Source organism: Paraburkholderia sp. GAS206C (genome assembly GCF_050435645.1).
GTDB lineage: Bacteria > Pseudomonadota > Gammaproteobacteria > Burkholderiales > Burkholderiaceae > Paraburkholderia > Paraburkholderia phenazinium_B.
Genome location: NZ_JBNDKR010000002.1, coordinates 86,964 through 103,350, shown reverse-complemented (window position 1 = coordinate 103,350; position 16,387 = coordinate 86,964). Strand labels below are relative to the sequence as shown.

15 protein-coding genes are annotated in these 16,387 nt (G+C 61.6%); 9 read left to right on the top strand and 6 right to left on the bottom strand.

Annotation, left to right across the window (positions count from 1 at the left end):
• Positions 1-2: 2 nt before the first annotated feature.
• Together P3T20_RS04870 and P3T20_RS04865 are read left to right on the top strand one after the other, a co-directional pair.
• Positions 3-1,682 (top strand): ATP-binding protein, encoded by a 1,680-nt coding sequence (locus tag P3T20_RS04870; protein WP_074265369.1) that lies wholly within the window; start codon positions 3-5, stop codon positions 1,680-1,682.
• Positions 1,683-1,940: 258 nt separating this feature from the next.
• A complete protein-coding gene (locus tag P3T20_RS04865; protein ID WP_074265368.1) occupies positions 1,941-3,296 on the top strand; it encodes an MFS transporter in 1,356 nt (451 codons plus the stop codon).
• A 98-nt stretch (positions 3,297-3,394) separates the two neighbouring features.
• Here P3T20_RS04865 and P3T20_RS04860 read toward each other — a convergent pair whose 3' ends face one another.
• A complete protein-coding gene (locus tag P3T20_RS04860) occupies positions 3,395-3,904 on the bottom strand; it encodes a dihydrofolate reductase (protein WP_429286245.1) in 510 nt (169 codons plus the stop codon).
• 84 nt (positions 3,905-3,988) lie between these two features.
• Here P3T20_RS04860 and P3T20_RS04855 point away from each other — a divergent pair, with 84 nt between their 5' ends.
• Both P3T20_RS04855 and P3T20_RS04850 read left to right on the top strand, forming a co-directional pair.
• Positions 3,989-4,552: a GNAT family N-acetyltransferase gene (locus tag P3T20_RS04855; RefSeq protein ID WP_074265366.1), complete on the top strand. Its 564-nt coding sequence runs from the start codon at positions 3,989-3,991 to the stop codon at positions 4,550-4,552.
• A 207-nt stretch (positions 4,553-4,759) separates the two neighbouring features.
• Positions 4,760-5,488, top strand: coding sequence for a FadR/GntR family transcriptional regulator (locus tag P3T20_RS04850; protein WP_074265365.1), 729 nt, complete (start codon positions 4,760-4,762; stop codon positions 5,486-5,488).
• 101 nt (positions 5,489-5,589) lie between these two features.
• Here the strand turns inward: P3T20_RS04850 and P3T20_RS04845 are convergent, their stop codons facing one another.
• A complete protein-coding gene (locus P3T20_RS04845) occupies positions 5,590-7,332 on the bottom strand; it encodes an IlvD/Edd family dehydratase (protein WP_429286244.1) in 1,743 nt (580 codons plus the stop codon).
• A gap of 347 nt (positions 7,333-7,679) precedes the next feature.
• Between P3T20_RS04845 and P3T20_RS04840 the strand changes: the two genes are divergently transcribed.
• The 4 genes from P3T20_RS04840 to aspS all read left to right on the top strand — a co-directional run bounded on the left by P3T20_RS04840 (position 7,680) and on the right by aspS (position 12,111).
• The gene (locus P3T20_RS04840) at positions 7,680-8,777 is read left to right on the top strand and encodes a sugar ABC transporter substrate-binding protein (RefSeq protein ID WP_429286243.1); all 1,098 of its coding nucleotides are present in this window, start codon (positions 7,680-7,682) and stop codon (positions 8,775-8,777) included.
• The gene (locus P3T20_RS04835) at positions 8,777-9,766 is read left to right on the top strand and encodes an ABC transporter permease (protein ID WP_074265362.1); all 990 of its coding nucleotides are present in this window, start codon (positions 8,777-8,779) and stop codon (positions 9,764-9,766) included. The genes P3T20_RS04840 and P3T20_RS04835 overlap by 1 nt, the downstream gene beginning before the upstream one ends.
• 12 nt (positions 9,767-9,778) lie before the next feature.
• A complete protein-coding gene (locus tag P3T20_RS04830; RefSeq protein WP_429286242.1) occupies positions 9,779-10,549 on the top strand; it encodes an ATP-binding cassette domain-containing protein in 771 nt (256 codons plus the stop codon).
• 290 nt (positions 10,550-10,839) lie between these two features.
• The gene (gene aspS / locus P3T20_RS04825; RefSeq protein WP_429286241.1) at positions 10,840-12,111 is read left to right on the top strand and encodes an aspartate--tRNA(Asn) ligase; all 1,272 of its coding nucleotides are present in this window, start codon (positions 10,840-10,842) and stop codon (positions 12,109-12,111) included.
• Positions 12,112-12,253: 142 nt separating this feature from the next.
• Here aspS and P3T20_RS04820 read toward each other — a convergent pair whose 3' ends face one another.
• From P3T20_RS04820 to P3T20_RS04810, 3 genes are all read right to left on the bottom strand, one after another.
• Positions 12,254-13,372, bottom strand: coding sequence for an alpha/beta hydrolase family protein (locus P3T20_RS04820; protein WP_429286240.1), 1,119 nt, complete (start codon positions 13,370-13,372; stop codon positions 12,254-12,256).
• A 2-nt stretch (positions 13,373-13,374) separates the two neighbouring features.
• On the bottom strand, positions 13,375-14,259 hold the full coding sequence (locus tag P3T20_RS04815) for an AraC family transcriptional regulator (RefSeq protein WP_429286239.1): 885 nt from the start codon (positions 14,257-14,259) through the stop codon (positions 13,375-13,377).
• Positions 14,260-14,434: 175 nt separating this feature from the next.
• A complete protein-coding gene (locus P3T20_RS04810; protein ID WP_429286238.1) occupies positions 14,435-14,968 on the bottom strand; it encodes an arsenate reductase ArsC in 534 nt (177 codons plus the stop codon).
• Between the two features lie 259 nt (positions 14,969-15,227).
• Here P3T20_RS04810 and P3T20_RS04805 point away from each other — a divergent pair, with 259 nt between their 5' ends.
• Positions 15,228-15,494 carry a hypothetical protein gene (locus tag P3T20_RS04805; protein WP_074265358.1) on the top strand — a complete coding sequence of 89 codons (267 nt, stop codon included), beginning with the start codon at positions 15,228-15,230 and terminating at the stop codon, positions 15,492-15,494.
• A 150-nt stretch (positions 15,495-15,644) separates the two neighbouring features.
• Here P3T20_RS04805 and P3T20_RS04800 read toward each other — a convergent pair whose 3' ends face one another.
• Complete coding sequence (locus P3T20_RS04800) at positions 15,645-16,379, bottom strand: response regulator (protein ID WP_429286237.1); 735 nt, start codon at positions 16,377-16,379, stop codon at positions 15,645-15,647.
• Positions 16,380-16,387 lie beyond the last annotated feature (8 nt).

Below are 16,387 nucleotides of genomic sequence, written 5' to 3'. Positions count from 1 at the left end.
CCATGGAGCGTCGCGTCCTGATTCTGGCCCCGTTCGGTCGCGATGCCGACGTGATTTCCGAGTTGCTTACCCGGGACGGCCGCTCTTGCGTCCAGTGTGCCGACGCGCAGGCGCTGACGGCCGAGTTGGGCAATGGGGCGGCTACGGCGCTGATCACCGAAGAGGCGCTCGGCGGTGAGCAGGCCGCCGCGCTGTTCGACTGGCTGGAAAGCCAGCCCGCATGGTCCGACTTCCCCATCATCCTGCTCGCCAGCAACCGTGTGTCGCGGCGTTCGGCGCAAAGCCTCGAGGTGCTCGAGCGGCTTGGCAATGTGGTCGTGCTGGAGCGGCCCCTGAACTCCGAAACGCTGCGCCGGGCCGTGACTTCGTCGTTGCGTGCGCGTATCCGGCAGTACGATTCGCGCCGGCATCTCGACGAGTCGCGCCAGCATCTTGCACAACGCATCGAAGCCCAGGAAGCCCTGGTTCAGCTCAACGACTCGCTGGAAAGCAGGATTGCGGCGCGCACGCACGAGCTTGCGTCTGCGAACAACCGTCTGATGAAGGAGATTCACGAGCGTGCCAAGGTGCAGGCCGTGCTGGTCCAGTCGCAGAAGATGGAAGCGTTAGGTCAACTGACTGGTGGCATCGCGCACGACTTCAATAACCTGCTCAACGTCATCATGGTCAACGCGGAATTGATCGCGCGCGTGAGCGCCGATGAGCGCGTACGCACCATGGCCGCGACCGCGAAACGCGCCACCGAGCGCGGCGCGAAACTGACGGGCCAGTTGCTGACGTTCTCGCGCACGAGTAACTTCGATCTGAAAGCGGTGGATGTGGTGGCCTTGCTGCATGGCATGCGCGACATCATCACGGTCTCGCTAGGCTCGACGATCCAGTTCACCACTCACTTCGACGCCGAGGAGTTCTGGACCGAAGCGGATGCCAATCAGCTCGAACTGGCCATTCTCAACCTCGCCATCAATGCGCGCGATGCGATGCCGGGCGGTGGCAAACTCGATGTGCAGGTCGGTCTGCGCACGGCGCCGGATCCCACGCTCGCGGACGGGCACTATGTCGTCGCCGAGTTCCGCGATACCGGCATGGGCATTCCGGTAGACGTCATTTCACGCGTGTTCGATCCGTTCTTCACCACCAAGCCGATCGGCAAAGGTACCGGGCTCGGTTTGAGCCAGGTGTATGGGATTGCCCGCCAGGCCGGCGGCACGGCGCGTATCGAGAGCGAACCAGGACGGGGCACGACGGTGCAGCTATGGCTGCCATTGCGCGAGCGTGTCGTGTCGGAGTCCGAAGCAGTCTCTGCGGTCGAGCAGAAAGTGGAGGGCATCAAGCGGATTCTGGTCGTCGAGGACGACAACGAGGTCCGTGGCATGCTCGTCGACTCGCTCAAGATGCTCGGCTATGTGGTTACCGAGGCGCCGGACGGCAGGGCGGGTCTCGGGCGGCTCGCGAGCGACAAGCCCGATCTGCTGATGGTCGACTTTGCGATGCCAGGGATGAATGGCATCGATGTGATTTCCGCGGCGCGCAAGGTGCGAGATGACCTTCCTGTCATTCTCGCGACAGGATATGCCGACGTCGATATTTCGCGTCTGGCGGTAAGGCGCTGCAGTATTTTGCGCAAACCGTTCCAACTCGACGAACTGGCGCGAACGGTGCGGCTCAGTCTGATCGGATAACGCGGCGCCGGCGGCAACCGTTGCGGCCTTTGTGGCCAGCGCATTAGGGTTTCCTCTGCCTGCTTAATTGTGTGCCGGTGTGCGATTGTGCTGGGTGGCGCCGATCGATGCGGTCGACGCCGGTTGCATCGGGACGTGCGTTCGGCAAAACAGAATTCCCTTTGCCGGTGCCGATCGGGCGACTACCCTTTGGCTACCTGGGCGGATTGCCGCTCAAGCGTCGGTGATCCGCATCGAGTTTCGTGAAGGGGAGCATTCATGGAGATTGAGACCCGTACTCTGGCGCGCGTGACGGCGCGGCTAGTACCGTTTCTGGTCGTCTGTTATTTCGTCGCTTATCTGGATCGCGTCAACGTCGGTTTTGCCGCGCTTCAAATGAACAAGGATCTGGGCCTGTCCTCAAGCGCATTTGGCTTCGGCGCCGGGATCTTTTTCATTGCCTACTTTTTCTTCGAAGTGCCGTCGAACCTGTTGCTGGAGAAATTCGGTGCGCGGCGCTGGATTGCGCGGATCATGTTCACGTGGGGCATCCTCGCCGGCGCGATGGCGTTCATACCGGACCTTTCCAGATACACAGGCATGTCCCCCGCTCACGTGTTCTACACGCTGCGCGTCCTGCTTGGCATCGCCGAGGCCGGGTTTTTCCCAGGCATCATCTTTTTGCTGACGCTGTGGTTTCCCGCCATGTATCGCGCCCGCGTGGTCGGCTATTTCATGGCGGCAATTCCGCTGTCCACGGTGATTGGATCGCCGATTTCCGGCGCCTTGCTCGGTCTCAATGGCATGGGCGGCATGGCGGGGTGGCAGTGGGTGTATCTGCTCGAGGCGGCGCCCGCTTTGGTGCTGTCGATCGTGGTGTTCTTCTATCTGACCGACCAGCCCGCCAAGGCTACCTGGCTCAAAGACGAGGAGCGCGACTGGCTCGTCACGCGGCTTGCTCAGGAGCGCTCCAAGCGCGAGGCCGTGCGCAGTTTCAGCGTGCGCGAAGCGTTATTCAACCCGCGCGTACTGGCGATCGCGCTGATCTATTTTGGTGCAAACGCAACCAATTACGGTCTGAGCTTTTTCTTGCCGCAGATCGTCAAGGCGTTTGGCCTCACGAACCTGCAGACGGGCTTTGTGACCTCGCTGCCCTATGTGGTCGGCGTGATCAGCATGATCTTCTGGGGGCGGCGTTCGGATCGCAAACTCGAGCGCAAGTGGCACGTGGCGATTGCGCTGCTGGTGGCCGCGGGTGGGATCGGCGCGGCAGCGGGGCTGGATAACCCGGTGTTGAAGATGGCCGCGCTGTCGATTGCTGGCTTCGGCATTTTTGGTTGCCTGCCGATCATCTGGACGCTGCCGGCGGCGTTTCTGTCCGGCGCAGCGGCTGCGGCTGGCATTGCTACGGTGAACTCGCTGGGCAATCTGGCGGGTTTCTTCGGACCGTATGCGATGGGCTGGATCAAGGATAGTACAGGTGGCTTTGGCGCGGGCCTGCTGTGTCTGTCCGGTGCCGGGCTGGTGGGCGTAGCAGCGGTGCTGCTGCTGCATCACGACACGGCGCTGGAGCACGAGCCGGGAACGCTAGCCACACCTTCGGCTGCGGGGAATGAGGCTGGGCATCACGTCTAGCAGGGTTTGGCAAGCAGCTGCGCAGGCACCTCGCTCGGCTCAGGTGCCTGACGCAGGCACCTGAACTGGCAGGTCGATGCTTCGATCCGGCGCCTTGATCAGGTACCTTGATCCGCGTTGCGGCGCGTGCGCTGATAGGTCAGGAACGTATACGCCGGTTCGGCGCTGACTTCCACCCGCTCGATGCATTCGAAGTCGGCCGGCAACTCTGGAAACACCGCGTCGCCGGCCGGCTCCACTGCAACTTCCGTCAGGTAGAGCGTGTCCGCATAGGGCAAGAACAGCTTGTAGATCTGTTCGCCACCCGCGATGAAAATTTCCGAGCGTGCATCGTCCGCGATGATCCTGGCTGCTTCATCGAGCGAGTGGCACGTCGACACGCGCTCTGCCTCGATCACCTGCGAGCCGATCACAAGCACATCGCGCTTCGGAAGCGGCCGGCCGATCGACTCATAGGTGCGCCGGCCCATCACCACCAGATGTCCTTCGGTCAGTTCGCGAAAGCGCCGCTGTTCTCCGGGCGCCTTCCATGGAATATCGTTGGCCGCGCCGATTACCCGATTCATTGCCATTGCCGCCACCATCGAAATTCGCTTTCCGTTGAGCATGGTTATTTTCCGTCATCTGGACAGGGCTTCATTCTAGCGGCCGCGTCGTGCTAAGTTGTGAGCACTATTCACACGGGAGTGCCGATGGAATACCGCGTTGAGCTATTGACCGAGCGTCTGCATCTGCGCCGCGCCAGAAAAGGCGATGCGGCCGTGCTGTTTCGCAACTACACCGGCAGTCAGGCTTGTTCGCGCTTCCTGCAACGCCGCGCCGACCCCGATGCTGCTCGCACCCAGTCCATGCTGAGTAACTGGTGCGATGCGGCCTGGAAGCGGGGCGATGAGGCGTCGTTCGCATGGGTCATCAGCACACGCGCAGAGGAAGAGGCGGTTGGCCTCTTTGTCGTCATTCCGCATGGACACAAGACCGAGATCCATTACGGAATCGGCGAGCGTTTCTGGGGGCAGGGACTGGTGGCCGAGGCGGGGCGTGCTGCGTTGTCCGCGCTCTGGCGGAACCCGGCCACCCAGCGCATCTGGACGGTTTGCGATCCTGAGAACACGGGGTCGAGGCGCGTGCTCGAAAAACTTGGTTTGCAGTGCGAAGGCACTTTGAAGAAATGGCTGCTGCTCCCCGCGTTCGGCGAAGAAGCGAGGGATTGCCTTGTCTTCTCCACGACTTCGCGCCCCGCGGGCGCGCCGGCGTAAGACCGCGTATCCGGCCCGGCAGCCAGAAGTCGTCTGAAGCCTGATCTGCGGCGTAAATGCGGTCTGCCTGCGTGTTATGCTTGGATGCGCCCCGCACACGCTACCGGCAATCCTGCGCGATGCGCCATGGCTACGGGGCAGGAGTCGTCTCACGCGCTGCATCGGCCGCGCCACGATCAAAACAAGCACGGCCCACTTTCTCTTCATATGGATTATCGTCATCTGCAACAACGCAAGAGCCTGCATGGCCGCATCGTGCAGGAACTCGGCATCTTTATCGTCAGCGGCAAGGTTCAGCCGGGACAGCGCCTGCCTGCCGAAGCCGAGTTGTGCGAACGCTATGGCGTGAGCCGCCCGGTGCTGCGCGAGGCAACGCGCGTGCTGGTGGCCAAGGGACTGGTGGTGTCGAAGCCGCGCGTGGGCAGCGTCGTGAGGCCACGTGAAGAATGGCACATGCTCGACCCCGACGTGCTGTACTGGACACTGAGCAGCGTGCCCGAAGGCGAGTTCTTCCGCTCACTGCTGACCGTGCGCCGCGTCATCGAGCCGGCCGCGGCCGCACTCGCTGCGACTGCAGCAACCAGCGAAGATCTGGCCCGTATCGCTTCCGCTTACGACAGCATGGAGCACGCGCCAACCGCCAACGCGTTGCTCGAACCGGACCTCGAGTTTCATCGCGCCATCATGGCGGCCACGCACAACGACCTGCTTGCGCATATCGGCAATATGCTGTCGCTCGCGCTCTCGGAGTCGATCAAGCTGACAAGCCGTCATCCGGACACGCATGCGCTGTCATTGCCGCGGCATAAGGCGATTCTCACGGCGATCCAGAGCCGTGATCCGCTCGGCGCGCGGCAGGCGAGCCTCGTTCAGCTCGAGAATGCGAGTGCAGATGCCGAGAGCATCCTCGAAGTGGGACGTGGGCACGCGGCCTGAATCCGCAGACGGCTTTCCCGCTTACACACTTTAGGCTTGCGACGCGGCCGCTCCTGGCACAGTGCGCATCAGCGCATCTTCGCGTCCACCCGCGTGCATGCTCAATGCGAATGCCGCGGCACTTCCGCACCCCGGCATCCTACCAGGAAGTCGAAGTCGCATCCCTGGTCCGCCTGCAATACGTGTTCGACGTACAGGTTCCGGTAGCCACTCGCATCGGCGGGGACCGGTTGTTTGGCCTGCTTCCACTCGTCGAGGCGCGCCGCCAGTTCTGCGTCGCTCACATCCAGGTGTAGACGGCCGCCGTGACAGTCCATTTCGATCCAGTCGCCGTCTCGCACCACGGCGAGTGGACCGCCGGCGCGCGCCTCGGGCGCCACGTGCAACACCACCGTGCCGTAGGCCGTCCCGCTCATGCGGGCATCGGACAGACGCACCATGTCCGTGACGCCTTGCGCGAGCAGCTTTGGCGGCAAGCCCATGTTGCCCACTTCGGCCATGCCTGGATAACCCTTCGGCCCGCAATTCTTCATCACGAGCACGGAGTCTGCGGTCACGTCGAGGTCGGGGTCGCCGATGCGTGCCTTGTAGTCTTCGAAATTTTCGAACACAACGGCGCGGCCGCGGTGCTTGAGCAGGGCCGGCGTAGCGGCGGACGGCTTCAGCACCGCGCCGTTCGGCGCGAGATTGCCGCGTAGCACGCAGAGTCCGCCGTCGGCGACTAGAGGTTTGTCCAGAGGACGGATCACTTCGTCGTTATAGAGCGGCGCGTCCTTGCAGTTGTCCCACAAGGTCTTGCCGTTGGCGGTCAGCGCGGTGGGATGCGGCAACAGGTTCGCCTCGCCGAGGCGCCGTATGACCGCGGGCAGACCGCCTGCGTAATAGAACTCCTCCATCAGGAAGCGACCCGATGGCTGCAGATCGACGAGCGTCGGCGTGCCGCGGCCCATGCGGGTCCAGTCGTCGAGTTCGAGGTTCACACCGATACGCCCGGCAATCGCCTTCAGATGGATCGCCGCATTGGTCGAGCCGCCGATCGCCGCGTTCACTCGAATCGCGTTCTCAAACGCTTCGCGCGTTAGCAGTTTCGACAGACGCAGGTCTTCAAGCGCCATCTCCACGATACGCATGCCCGACATATGGGCGAGCACGTAGCGGCGCGCATCCACGGCAGGAATCGCAGCGTTGTGCGGCAACGTTACACCAAGCGCTTCGGCCATGCACGCCATCGTCGATGCCGTGCCCATCGTATTGCAGGTGCCCGCCGAGCGTGACATGCCGGCTTCCGCAGACATGAATTCATGCAGAGAGATCTTGCCCGCCTTGACTTGCTCGCTCAATTGCCAGACGACGGTACCGGAGCCGATATCGCGCCCGTGGTGTTTACCGTTGAGCATCGGCCCACCGGTTACCGCAATGGCGGGCACATCGCAACTCGAGGCGCCCATCAGAAGCGCGGGGGTGGTCTTGTCGCAGCCGACCAGCAAAACCACCGCATCGATCGGATTGCCGCGGATCGACTCTTCCACGTCCATGCTCGCGAGGTTGCGCGTAAACATGGCAGTGGGCCGCAGGTTCGACTCGCCGTTCGAGAAGACCGGAAACTCGACGGGGAAGCCGCCCGCTTCGAACACCCCACGCTTCACATGTTCTGCAAGCTTGCGGAAGTGTGCGTTGCACGGCGTCAGTTCGGACCACGTATTGCAGATGCCGATGATCGGTTTGCCCTGAAACTCGTGATCGGGAATCCCCTGGTTTTTCATCCAGCTGCGGTACATGAAGCCGTTCTTGTCGGCTGTGCCGAACCATTGGGCTGAACGTAGCGTGCGTTTGGCTTCCGTCATGGGGCTGTCTCCGTAGTCTTTGATGATAGTAATACTATTCGCGCCGCATGGAGTATCGGTGTCTACCTGGCGTTCAGGATGCGCAAACTTTGGGTTTAAGGCGAGCACGAAGTGCCGGCCATTGTTTAGTACAGCGCATGCCGGGGAATAGTCCGACTAGTTAAGGGTATACATCGATTATGGGGTGCAGGCACGTGATATAGCATTTTCCGTGGACCTTGATGCGGAACCTTAAGCGCTTGAGCAAGCGGGTTTCGTTGTACGTGGTAGTGCCCGGCAAAGGCGCTTTCCCGGCCGGCGTCGTCATGAACAGTGCGTGTTGAACAACTGAGAGACGGGAGACTGATATGGCCGAGGAGCGGGAAGACCAGAAGGGTGAAGCACGGGACGAAGTAATACAGACCACGCGACGTGGTTTGCTGCAAGGCGCGGGGCTGGCAGCAGCGATGGCAATGCTTGGCGGTGTATCGACGCCGGCATTCGCAGCTGAAGGGTCGCCGTTTCCTTCGCACAAGAAGTGGAAGATTGTCTTCGTTAATCACGTCACAACCAATCCGTTCTTCGTGCCGACCCAGTACGGTATTGAGGACGCCTGTGGATTGTTGGGAATGGATTACCAGTGGACGGGTTCCGCCAACGCCGACGTCGGCGAGATGGTCAATGCGATGAACGCAGCGATTGCCGCCAAGGCCGATGCTATCGCGGTGCCAATCGTCGATCCGAAGGCGTTCGATGGTCCGATTCAGAAAGCGCTGGATGCCGGCATTCCGGTGTTCGCCTACAACGCGGATGCGCCACGCGGCAGCACCAATCCGCGCCTCGCGTACATTGGCCAGGACCTGTACCTGTCGGGTTATCAGATGGGCGAGCGCATCGCCAGCCTGGTCGACAGCGGCACTGTCGCACTCTTTATCGCCACGCCAGGGCAGCTGAACATCCAGCCCCGGCTGGACGGTGCATCGGACGCGATCAAGAAGTCCGGCAAGAAGATCGACGTGCAGACGATTGCAACGGGCGCTACGGTCAACGAAGAACTCTCGAAGATCAAGTCGTTCTATCTTGGACACCAGGATGTGAAGGGCATGTTCGCGGTCGATGCGGGCAGCACGCAAGGTGTGGCCGAGGTGATGAAGGAATCGAACCTGCCGGCCAAGGGTGTGCATGGCGGTGGCTTCGACCTTTTGCCGCGCACGGTGCAGCTGATTCACGACGGCTTCCTCGACTTCACGATTGATCAGCAGCCCTACGTGCAAGGCTTTTATACCGTGGTGGAAGCGTTTACGTTCCTCGCCTCGGGTGGCCTCGTCGGACCGGCCAACGTCAACTCCGGCCTGAAGTTCGTCATCAAGGGCACGGTCGATCCGTACCTGAACACCGAAACGCGTTACGAAGGCAAGAGCACCAAGCCGCAAATCGTGCCGCATAGCGGTGGGATCAAGTCGTAATGTCATCTGTGACAGACGCGACGAAATCCAGTGGTCGCGCCAGGCGCTGGCCTGGCGCGATCGGACGTTCCAGCGAGATTCGCATTCTGGCGGTCGCGCTGATTCTGGCCGCCTACTTCGAGATCGCGAATCACGACTTTCTGCTGACCAGCGCGAGCCTTGAGAACCTGTCGCAGTTCATCGCGCCGGTGGCGATTATCGCGTGCGGCGAAATCATGTTGATGATTGGCGGCGAGATCGATCTCTCTGCCGGCATGGTGTTCGCCTTTGCACCGTTCATCATGCACTTCGTGCACGAGGCGGGGGCGCCGACATGGATCGCATTGATCGTGGGCGTGGCGGCCGCCGGGGTGGTGGGGCTTATCAACGGTGCGGTCACGGTCTATCTTCGCATTCCCTCGTTCGTGACGACGCTTGGCACGCTGTTCTTCATCAACGGTCTCACGCTGACGATCTCGCGCGGCACACCGGTGTCCACGCCGGAAGGCGAAGGCTTCGCCTCCTTCATGGGCGCCTGGGGGTACAGCGAGATCATCTGGACCGTTGGGATCGCGATGATCATGCATGTGCTATTGCGCAACACGCGCTGGGGCTTGCATACGATTGCGTCCGGAGCGAATCCATTAGGTTCGAGCGAAGCGGGTATCAACGTGAAGCGGCTGAAACTCGGCAACTTCATTATCGCGGCGGTGCTGGCCGGCTTTACCGGGATTCTCGAAGGCTTTCGCATCACCTCGATCGATCCGCAGGCCGGCGGCAACCAGATCATGTTCCTCGCGGTGGCTGCGGCGGTGATCGGCGGGACGCCGCTCGCGGGTGGGTCGGGTACGATCATCGGCGGCCTGATCGGCGCAGCGGTGCTGGGCATTCTGAACGACGGCTTCACGCTGATCGGCATCAACGCCTTCACCTTCAACATGATTCTCGGCGCTGCGATTCTCGGCGCGATGATCTTCAACATCCACGTCGTGCGTCTCGCGCGTAAGTAAGGGAGAGTCGTGATGTCCGAAGTGGCGTATGCGCTGCGCGGCGAAGAGATCGTCAAACGCTTCGGTGCGGTTACCGCGCTCGATGGTGTGTCGCTGACGCTCAAGCAGGGAGAAATTCTCGGCGTGCTCGGCGACAACGGCGCGGGCAAATCGACGCTGATCAAGATACTCACCGGCTTTCATCAGCAGACCACCGGCAAGCTGTTTATTGGCGGCGAGGAAACGTTGCTGCGCTCGGTGGATCATGCGCGCGCGCTCGGCATCGAATGCGTCTATCAGGATCTGGCGCTGGCGAATTCGCTGAGCATCTACCACAACATGTTCCTGAACCGCGAGATCATCTATCCCGGTCCATTCCGCCTGTTGAACAACCGCGCGATGCGTAATCGCGCGGCGGAATGTCTCGAGGAGATCGGCGTGCGGATCCCTTCCGTCGACTTGCCGGTCGAGCAGCTTTCCGGCGGACAGCGGCAGGCGATTGCCGTGGCGCGCGCTGTGAACTCCAATGCGAAGATCCTCCTGCTCGACGAGCCGCTCGCCGCAATGGGCGCGCGCGAAGCCGGCCTGATCATCGATCTCGTGTTACGCCTGAAGGAGAAGGGCGGCCTCTCGATCGTGATGATCATGCACAACTACGCGCAGACGCTCGATATCGCAGACCGCGTCATGCTGATGCAGCGTGGCCGTGTTACGTACGAGAAGGAAGCGGCCAGCACCTCGGTCGCAGAATTGATGGATATCGTGCGGCGGGAGTACCGGGCCATGCGTGCGGCCGAGCAGTGATCCGCGTGGCCGCTTTGCGCTTTTGCAAAAACTTTGTTACCTTAGCTGCGGTCGGCCTGTTTTTCGCACGTGAATCTGGCGCAGGCAAGCCGACATTCGATCCGCCACGTTGATTATTTTTCTCCAGACCATGTGCCGTTTTAGTCGTCTCAGCCTGAATAATAATTTGTCGCCTTTGGGTGACAGGAGATTATTTGTCTGTTGAAAAATAAGCACCGTCAAGCCAAAGGCACTCACGAAACTGAGTGCCTTTTTTTATTTCCGCGCGCTTTTCATCAAGGCAGAAGACCATGAGGACCTTAGTTGAAGACCTGAAGCACCACGTGGGTGAAGTCGTCACGCTGTATCTCACGCTGGATGTGCTGAGGGACCAGAAAAACCTGCAGTTCCTGCTTGCTCATGATGTGACCGGGAAGATTCAGCTTGTCGTCGACAAGTCGTCTGTCGCGGAGCATCCGCAAGTGGGGCAGTTGTTGGTGGGTTCGACTTTCGCCACGACGGGACGGATCGTGGCTGCCGCGCAGAGCAAGACTTACGGCGTGGAAATTCAGGTGCAGTCCGTGGAGATTTTTTCCAAAGCGCAGCCCTATCCGGTTACCGAGGCGAGCAGTGTCGATCTGCGCTTCAACTATCGTGTGGTGGACCTGAAGGCGCCGAAGTGGCAACTGATGCTGCGCTTGCGCAGCGCGTTCGAATTCGCGTGCCGCGAGTTCGCCCTGAACCGCGGCTTTACCGAACTGCACACGCCGAAGCTGATGGGCAACGCCAGCGAGAGCGGTGCCCAGGTGTTTCGTGTCGGCTACTTCGAGACGCAGGCGTTTCTCGCTCAATCGCCGCAGTTCTATAAGCAGATGGGGATTGCGTCGGGTCTCGAAGGTGTCTTCGAGATCGGACCCGTGTTCCGCGCGGAGGAGAGCCGCAGCAGCCGCCATATGACCGAGTTCACCGGCCTCGATGTCGAATTCGCGTGGGCTTTCGAAACAGCTCAGGTCATGGCGTTCGAGGAGCAGATGCTGAGCTATGCGTTTGCGAAACTCGAACCGTTTGCTGAAGACGTCAAAGCGCTGTTCGGCGTCGACTTGCCGCTTGCGCCGAGCGTCAGGTATCTCACGCTGAGCGAAGCCAAGGAGATCCTCTCGGCCCACGGTATGAGTCTCGGCCCTGCGCAAGACCTGCCGGATGAAGGCGAGAGCATGCTGCACAAGCTGCTGGGTAGCGACCTCATCTTCGTGAGCGACTATCCGATCGCCAGGCGCCCTTTCTATCATGCGTGGGACTGCGGGCAGGGCACCACGAAAAGCTTTGATCTGATCTTCAAAGGGATTGAGATTACGACCGGAGCGGTGCGCGAGCATCGGTACGAGGTCTTATGTGAGCAGGCTACTGAGAAGGGTGTCGAACTGGCTTCCATCACGCATTATCTCGACAACTTTCGCTACGGTTGTCCGCCGCACGGTGGCTTTGGCCTGGGCGTCGACCGGGTGATCGCCAGATTGCTGGGGCTGTCGAACGTGAAGGAAGCGGCGTTTGTGCCGCGGGATCCGGAGCGGCTCGTGCCGTAACAGCAGTGCGGAGCATAGGTTCCCCGTTCGGATATATGCTTCGTTATGCGAATGGATTGATGATGTTGCGCGGCCGCGCATAAAACGGATCGCAGAGGCTGTACGAACGGCGCGGACGACGCGTTTGCGGAGTCATTCCAGGTCATTGCGCGTTGGCGGGCAATGCATCCTTGAAAAACGCAAGCGCCCGTTCGACTGTCTGTGCATGGACGGCGTCACGGTCTACCCCCGGTCCGTCGTTGCAGATTGCAGCGGCCTGATCAGCCAGCGCCGGTATGCAGGTATCCAGGAAGGTGTTATGCAAGGCACCCGGCACCATGCTGACTTTCGCATTTGGCATGAGGCTGGCGATACGCTGAATGTTGGTCGCAATCGGGGCGATCGGATCATTGGTGCCCGCCGTCAGCGAGATGGGGATGTCGACGCCTGCGAAGGCGTCCGTGCCGAAAGCCTCGCCCAAGGCGGGAGCGATCGCAAACACCGCCTTGATGCGAGCGTCGCGATAGGAGTCGCCGGAGCGTGCCATGGACGCAGTTGTCGCGGGCGAGAAGCTCGCCGGTTTCACCGGGCCGTCAGGAAGACGCTTCATTTCGGGCGGATGGCAGATGGCGTCGGCAGCGGGCGACGCGCAGAAGTCCTGGAATCGTTTGAGGTCCGTTCGTGCGCCGGCCAGTTCGAGCACGGTATAGCCGCCGAGCGAAAAGCCCACCGCGCCGATGCGGGTCGTGTCGATACGGGCACCCAGTACCGGATCGTCGAGCATGCCGTCGAGCACTTCGCTCAGGTCGGTGGCTCGCTCCCACCACAGCAGAAAGCCATCCAGGGTCACCGGTTCAAGTGCGTTATTGCCCGGATGATTGACGCCAGCCACGATATAGCCGTTTGCGGCAAGCGCGGAGGCGAGCCAGTCGAGCGTTTCGGCGGTCCCGCCAGTGCCGTGCGACAACACCAGAAGCGGGTATCGGGCGTGAGCCGGCGACAGCGGCGCGCCGCTCGCAAAAGGGTGCGCCTGGAAGGGTGAATCACCCATCGCATGAGGCGTTTCAGGGATGGCAGGGTCGACCGGATACCAGATTCTTGTCACGAGCGCTTCGGTGTGCGCACCACGCCAGTTGCGCGCGACGTCAGGGTGAAAGACACGCACGGCGGCGCCGACGTGATAGGGCACAGCGTTGCCGCTATCTGCGGCGAGAGCGGCGGTGCTTTCGCATGCGGCAAGGAGTGCAACGAACTTGAGGGCGCAGAGAAACAGGCGAAGCATGGTCACTCCTTGCGGATGGGGATCATGAGGTCGGTGACGTATTCGTGCTGCCTGTCGGGCGAGGGCCGGCTGCGATAGAACTCGAGAGCGGGCCGGTCGTCGGGTTCGTAGCCGCTGCGTGGCAGCCAGCCGCCGAACAGTGCCCGAAAGGTCGGGGCGATCAGCGCATAAGGACCCACGAGCCGGTGCGCCGCATACAGACCGCCGTCGATCCGCACGGCTTCGACCTGGCCGCTCGCCTCCATTGCCGCAGCCGGAACGACGCCGGCGAGGTAGCGGAAATCGCCATCCTCCTCGGGGTCACCGGTACTCATGCCGATCGTGCCTTGAGCCAACGCCCAGTCGGCGCTGCAGCCCAGCATTTGCCATAGCGTCCTGAAGGTCTGGCTGATGGTGGCGGCGGGACCCTCGTGCCGCAGACAAAGCAGATCGAGCGGCGCGAGTTCTACGAGTTCGACGAACTCGTAGAAAGGTACGTCGGCATGCGTCGCAGATGCATCGTCGTCTGCGGCTTCAGATCCGTCTGCCGGCGATACAGTCAGGCGTCGCTGGCGCGTCTGGAATGCGCTGGGGCTGACACCTGTGAAGCCGCGGAAAGCTCTCGCGAACGCTTGCGGGCTGTCGTAGCCCACGGCCCCCGCGACGGTGGTCACCGAATCGTCTGCCACGGTCAGGCGGTGGGCCGCCCGCGCGAGCCGCACCCGCTGAACGGTCTCGACGATGCTTTCGCCGGTCAAGGCGCGGTAGATCCGGTGGAAGTGGTACGGCGACAGATGCGCGAGCGCGGCGAGGCTCTCCACGTTGTGGGGCGCGCCCGGGTCTGCCAGGATCGCCTCGATGACGCGGGCGATCCGCCGGTGGTAATCGCGTTCGGTGCTGGGCTTCATGATGGCCGTAGCATAGTCCGTCCGCTGCCTGATGGCGGTGCAGGGCTTGCTGAATTTTGTCCACACAAACCGTTCATAAGGCTGTGGACAATTCGCGGGCAAGCGGCGCAAGTGGCTGAAACGATGGGCTTTGTGCGGCGCGCAACCGGAGTGTGCAGCCGAGTGTCCCGCGGCCTCAGCCAGGACAGACGATGTCCGGCTCGCGCGCGACCCCTTCGTCCACCATGCCGGCGGGTGCCTCTGGCAGCGCGGACGGAGCCTCGGACAACGCATATCGGGGCAACTCCATGAACAGCGTCACGCGCCGCACGATCTGCCAGAAGACCTTTTCGAACGACCGGGCGCGCTCCTCTGGCGTCATTCCTTCCGCCAGAGGGTCCGCAAACTCCCAGCTGACAAATAGGGGTTTGCCCGGAAACACCGGCGCATGGTATTCGGCGACCCGCTCGTCCAGCGCGACGATCAGATCCATGTGCGGTGCCCATTCGCCGGTGAATTCGAGCCAGCTCTTGGGATTGAGCAGGCCGAGCTCGGAGATACCCGGGCGCAGTTGCGCAATCGCCAGCGCATGAACCCGTGCAGCGGGATCGGATCCCGCGCTGAATACCTCGAACCGATGGCCCGCCAGCTCGCGCAGCAGCGCCTCTGCAATGATGCTGCGTGCTGAGTTCTCACGACAGAGAAACAGCACCTTATATTTTCTGGTCACCCTCTTTGCCCCGTTGCCTGTATTTTCATTGTGACCGGGATTCTGCCAATCGAGTCTTGCACTTATGTGACACTACAATGACTGGTAAGGCAGGCTCGCTTCGACTGGCGCTGCATCGAAACTGTCATCCCGGATCTGCTGTTTTTGCTATTTTTTCTGCTGTTCCGCTCTCGTGGTTCATTCGAGCCGCTTCTCCGGGCGCGGGCAGCAGCCCGCTAACGCTCGGAAAGCACTTAAAACGTGTTCGGTGAACCATCCCATGCCTGACATCCCGGCAAAACCGGCTCGCCCGCCGGAGGCGATCGAAAACGATTTCACGGACCTCATGGCCTCGAGGTTACCCATTACCGTAGCACGAGAAAAATTCGAACGGCTATGGGATGAAGCGAATTCCATTGCCGCGCGACTCGTTTCCACGGAGCAGGGCAAACCGTATCTCGTGCTGCTCAGGCGCATGCACGAGGCTTTCGAAAATCACTATCGCGGCGTGCCGCAGCGCAATCCGTCGGGCGGGCGGCTTCATTGAACGGCTGGCGGGTCTGGCCGGCTTCTGGGTGTTGTCTGGCGGAGGAGAGCAAAACGCGTGAGGTCGTACTGCGTCGATCCTAAGGGTTACTAAGGTTTCGCATCCGGAGGACTACGGTTACCTACGACTACGGCTACGACGCTCTTGACCCTAAGCGTATTCCCGTTGCGGCACACGTTGCTCACCGTCGGGAACGAACACGTAGCCGCGACCACGGACAGTTTGAATCAGGCGTGGCGAGGACGGATTGGTTTCGAGAATCTGCCGCAGACGCCAGACCTGCACGTCGACGCCGCGATCGGTATGTTCGTCTTCGGGACCGTACAGCAGGTCGATCAGGCGCTCGCGGGTGAGCGTGCGCATTGCATGATTGATGAAAACCTTGAGCATGGCGAATTCGGTGGCCGACAGGATCTGCGAGCGGTCTGCGGCTTTCAGGGTGCGAGACTCGAAATCGAGCGTGAAGCGTCCAAAGCGGAATGGTTCGCGGTGTTCCAGCGCAGTGGGTGACAACGCCACGCGACGCCGCCGCAAGATGGCTTCTACGCGTGCGATCAGTTCACGCGGGTTAAACGGCTTGCCGATGTAATCGTCCGCACCCATTTCAAGTCCGACGATCCGGTCGATGTCATCGGAGCGTCCGGTCAGCAGGATCACGGGGATATCGTCGCCTGAGGCACGCAGGCGCCCCAGCGCGGTTAGCCCATCCACGCCCGGCATCAGCACGTCGAGGACGATCACGTCCGGCCGGTCGCTCTCGAGCCAGTGTTGCAGCGCACCCGCCTCGTGCAGCGTCGAGATTTCGATGCCCTGGCGTCCCAGGTAGTCGCATAGCAGGGTGCGCAGTTCTGGATCGTCATCAACGAGAAGAATTCGAATGGTCATGGCGTTTG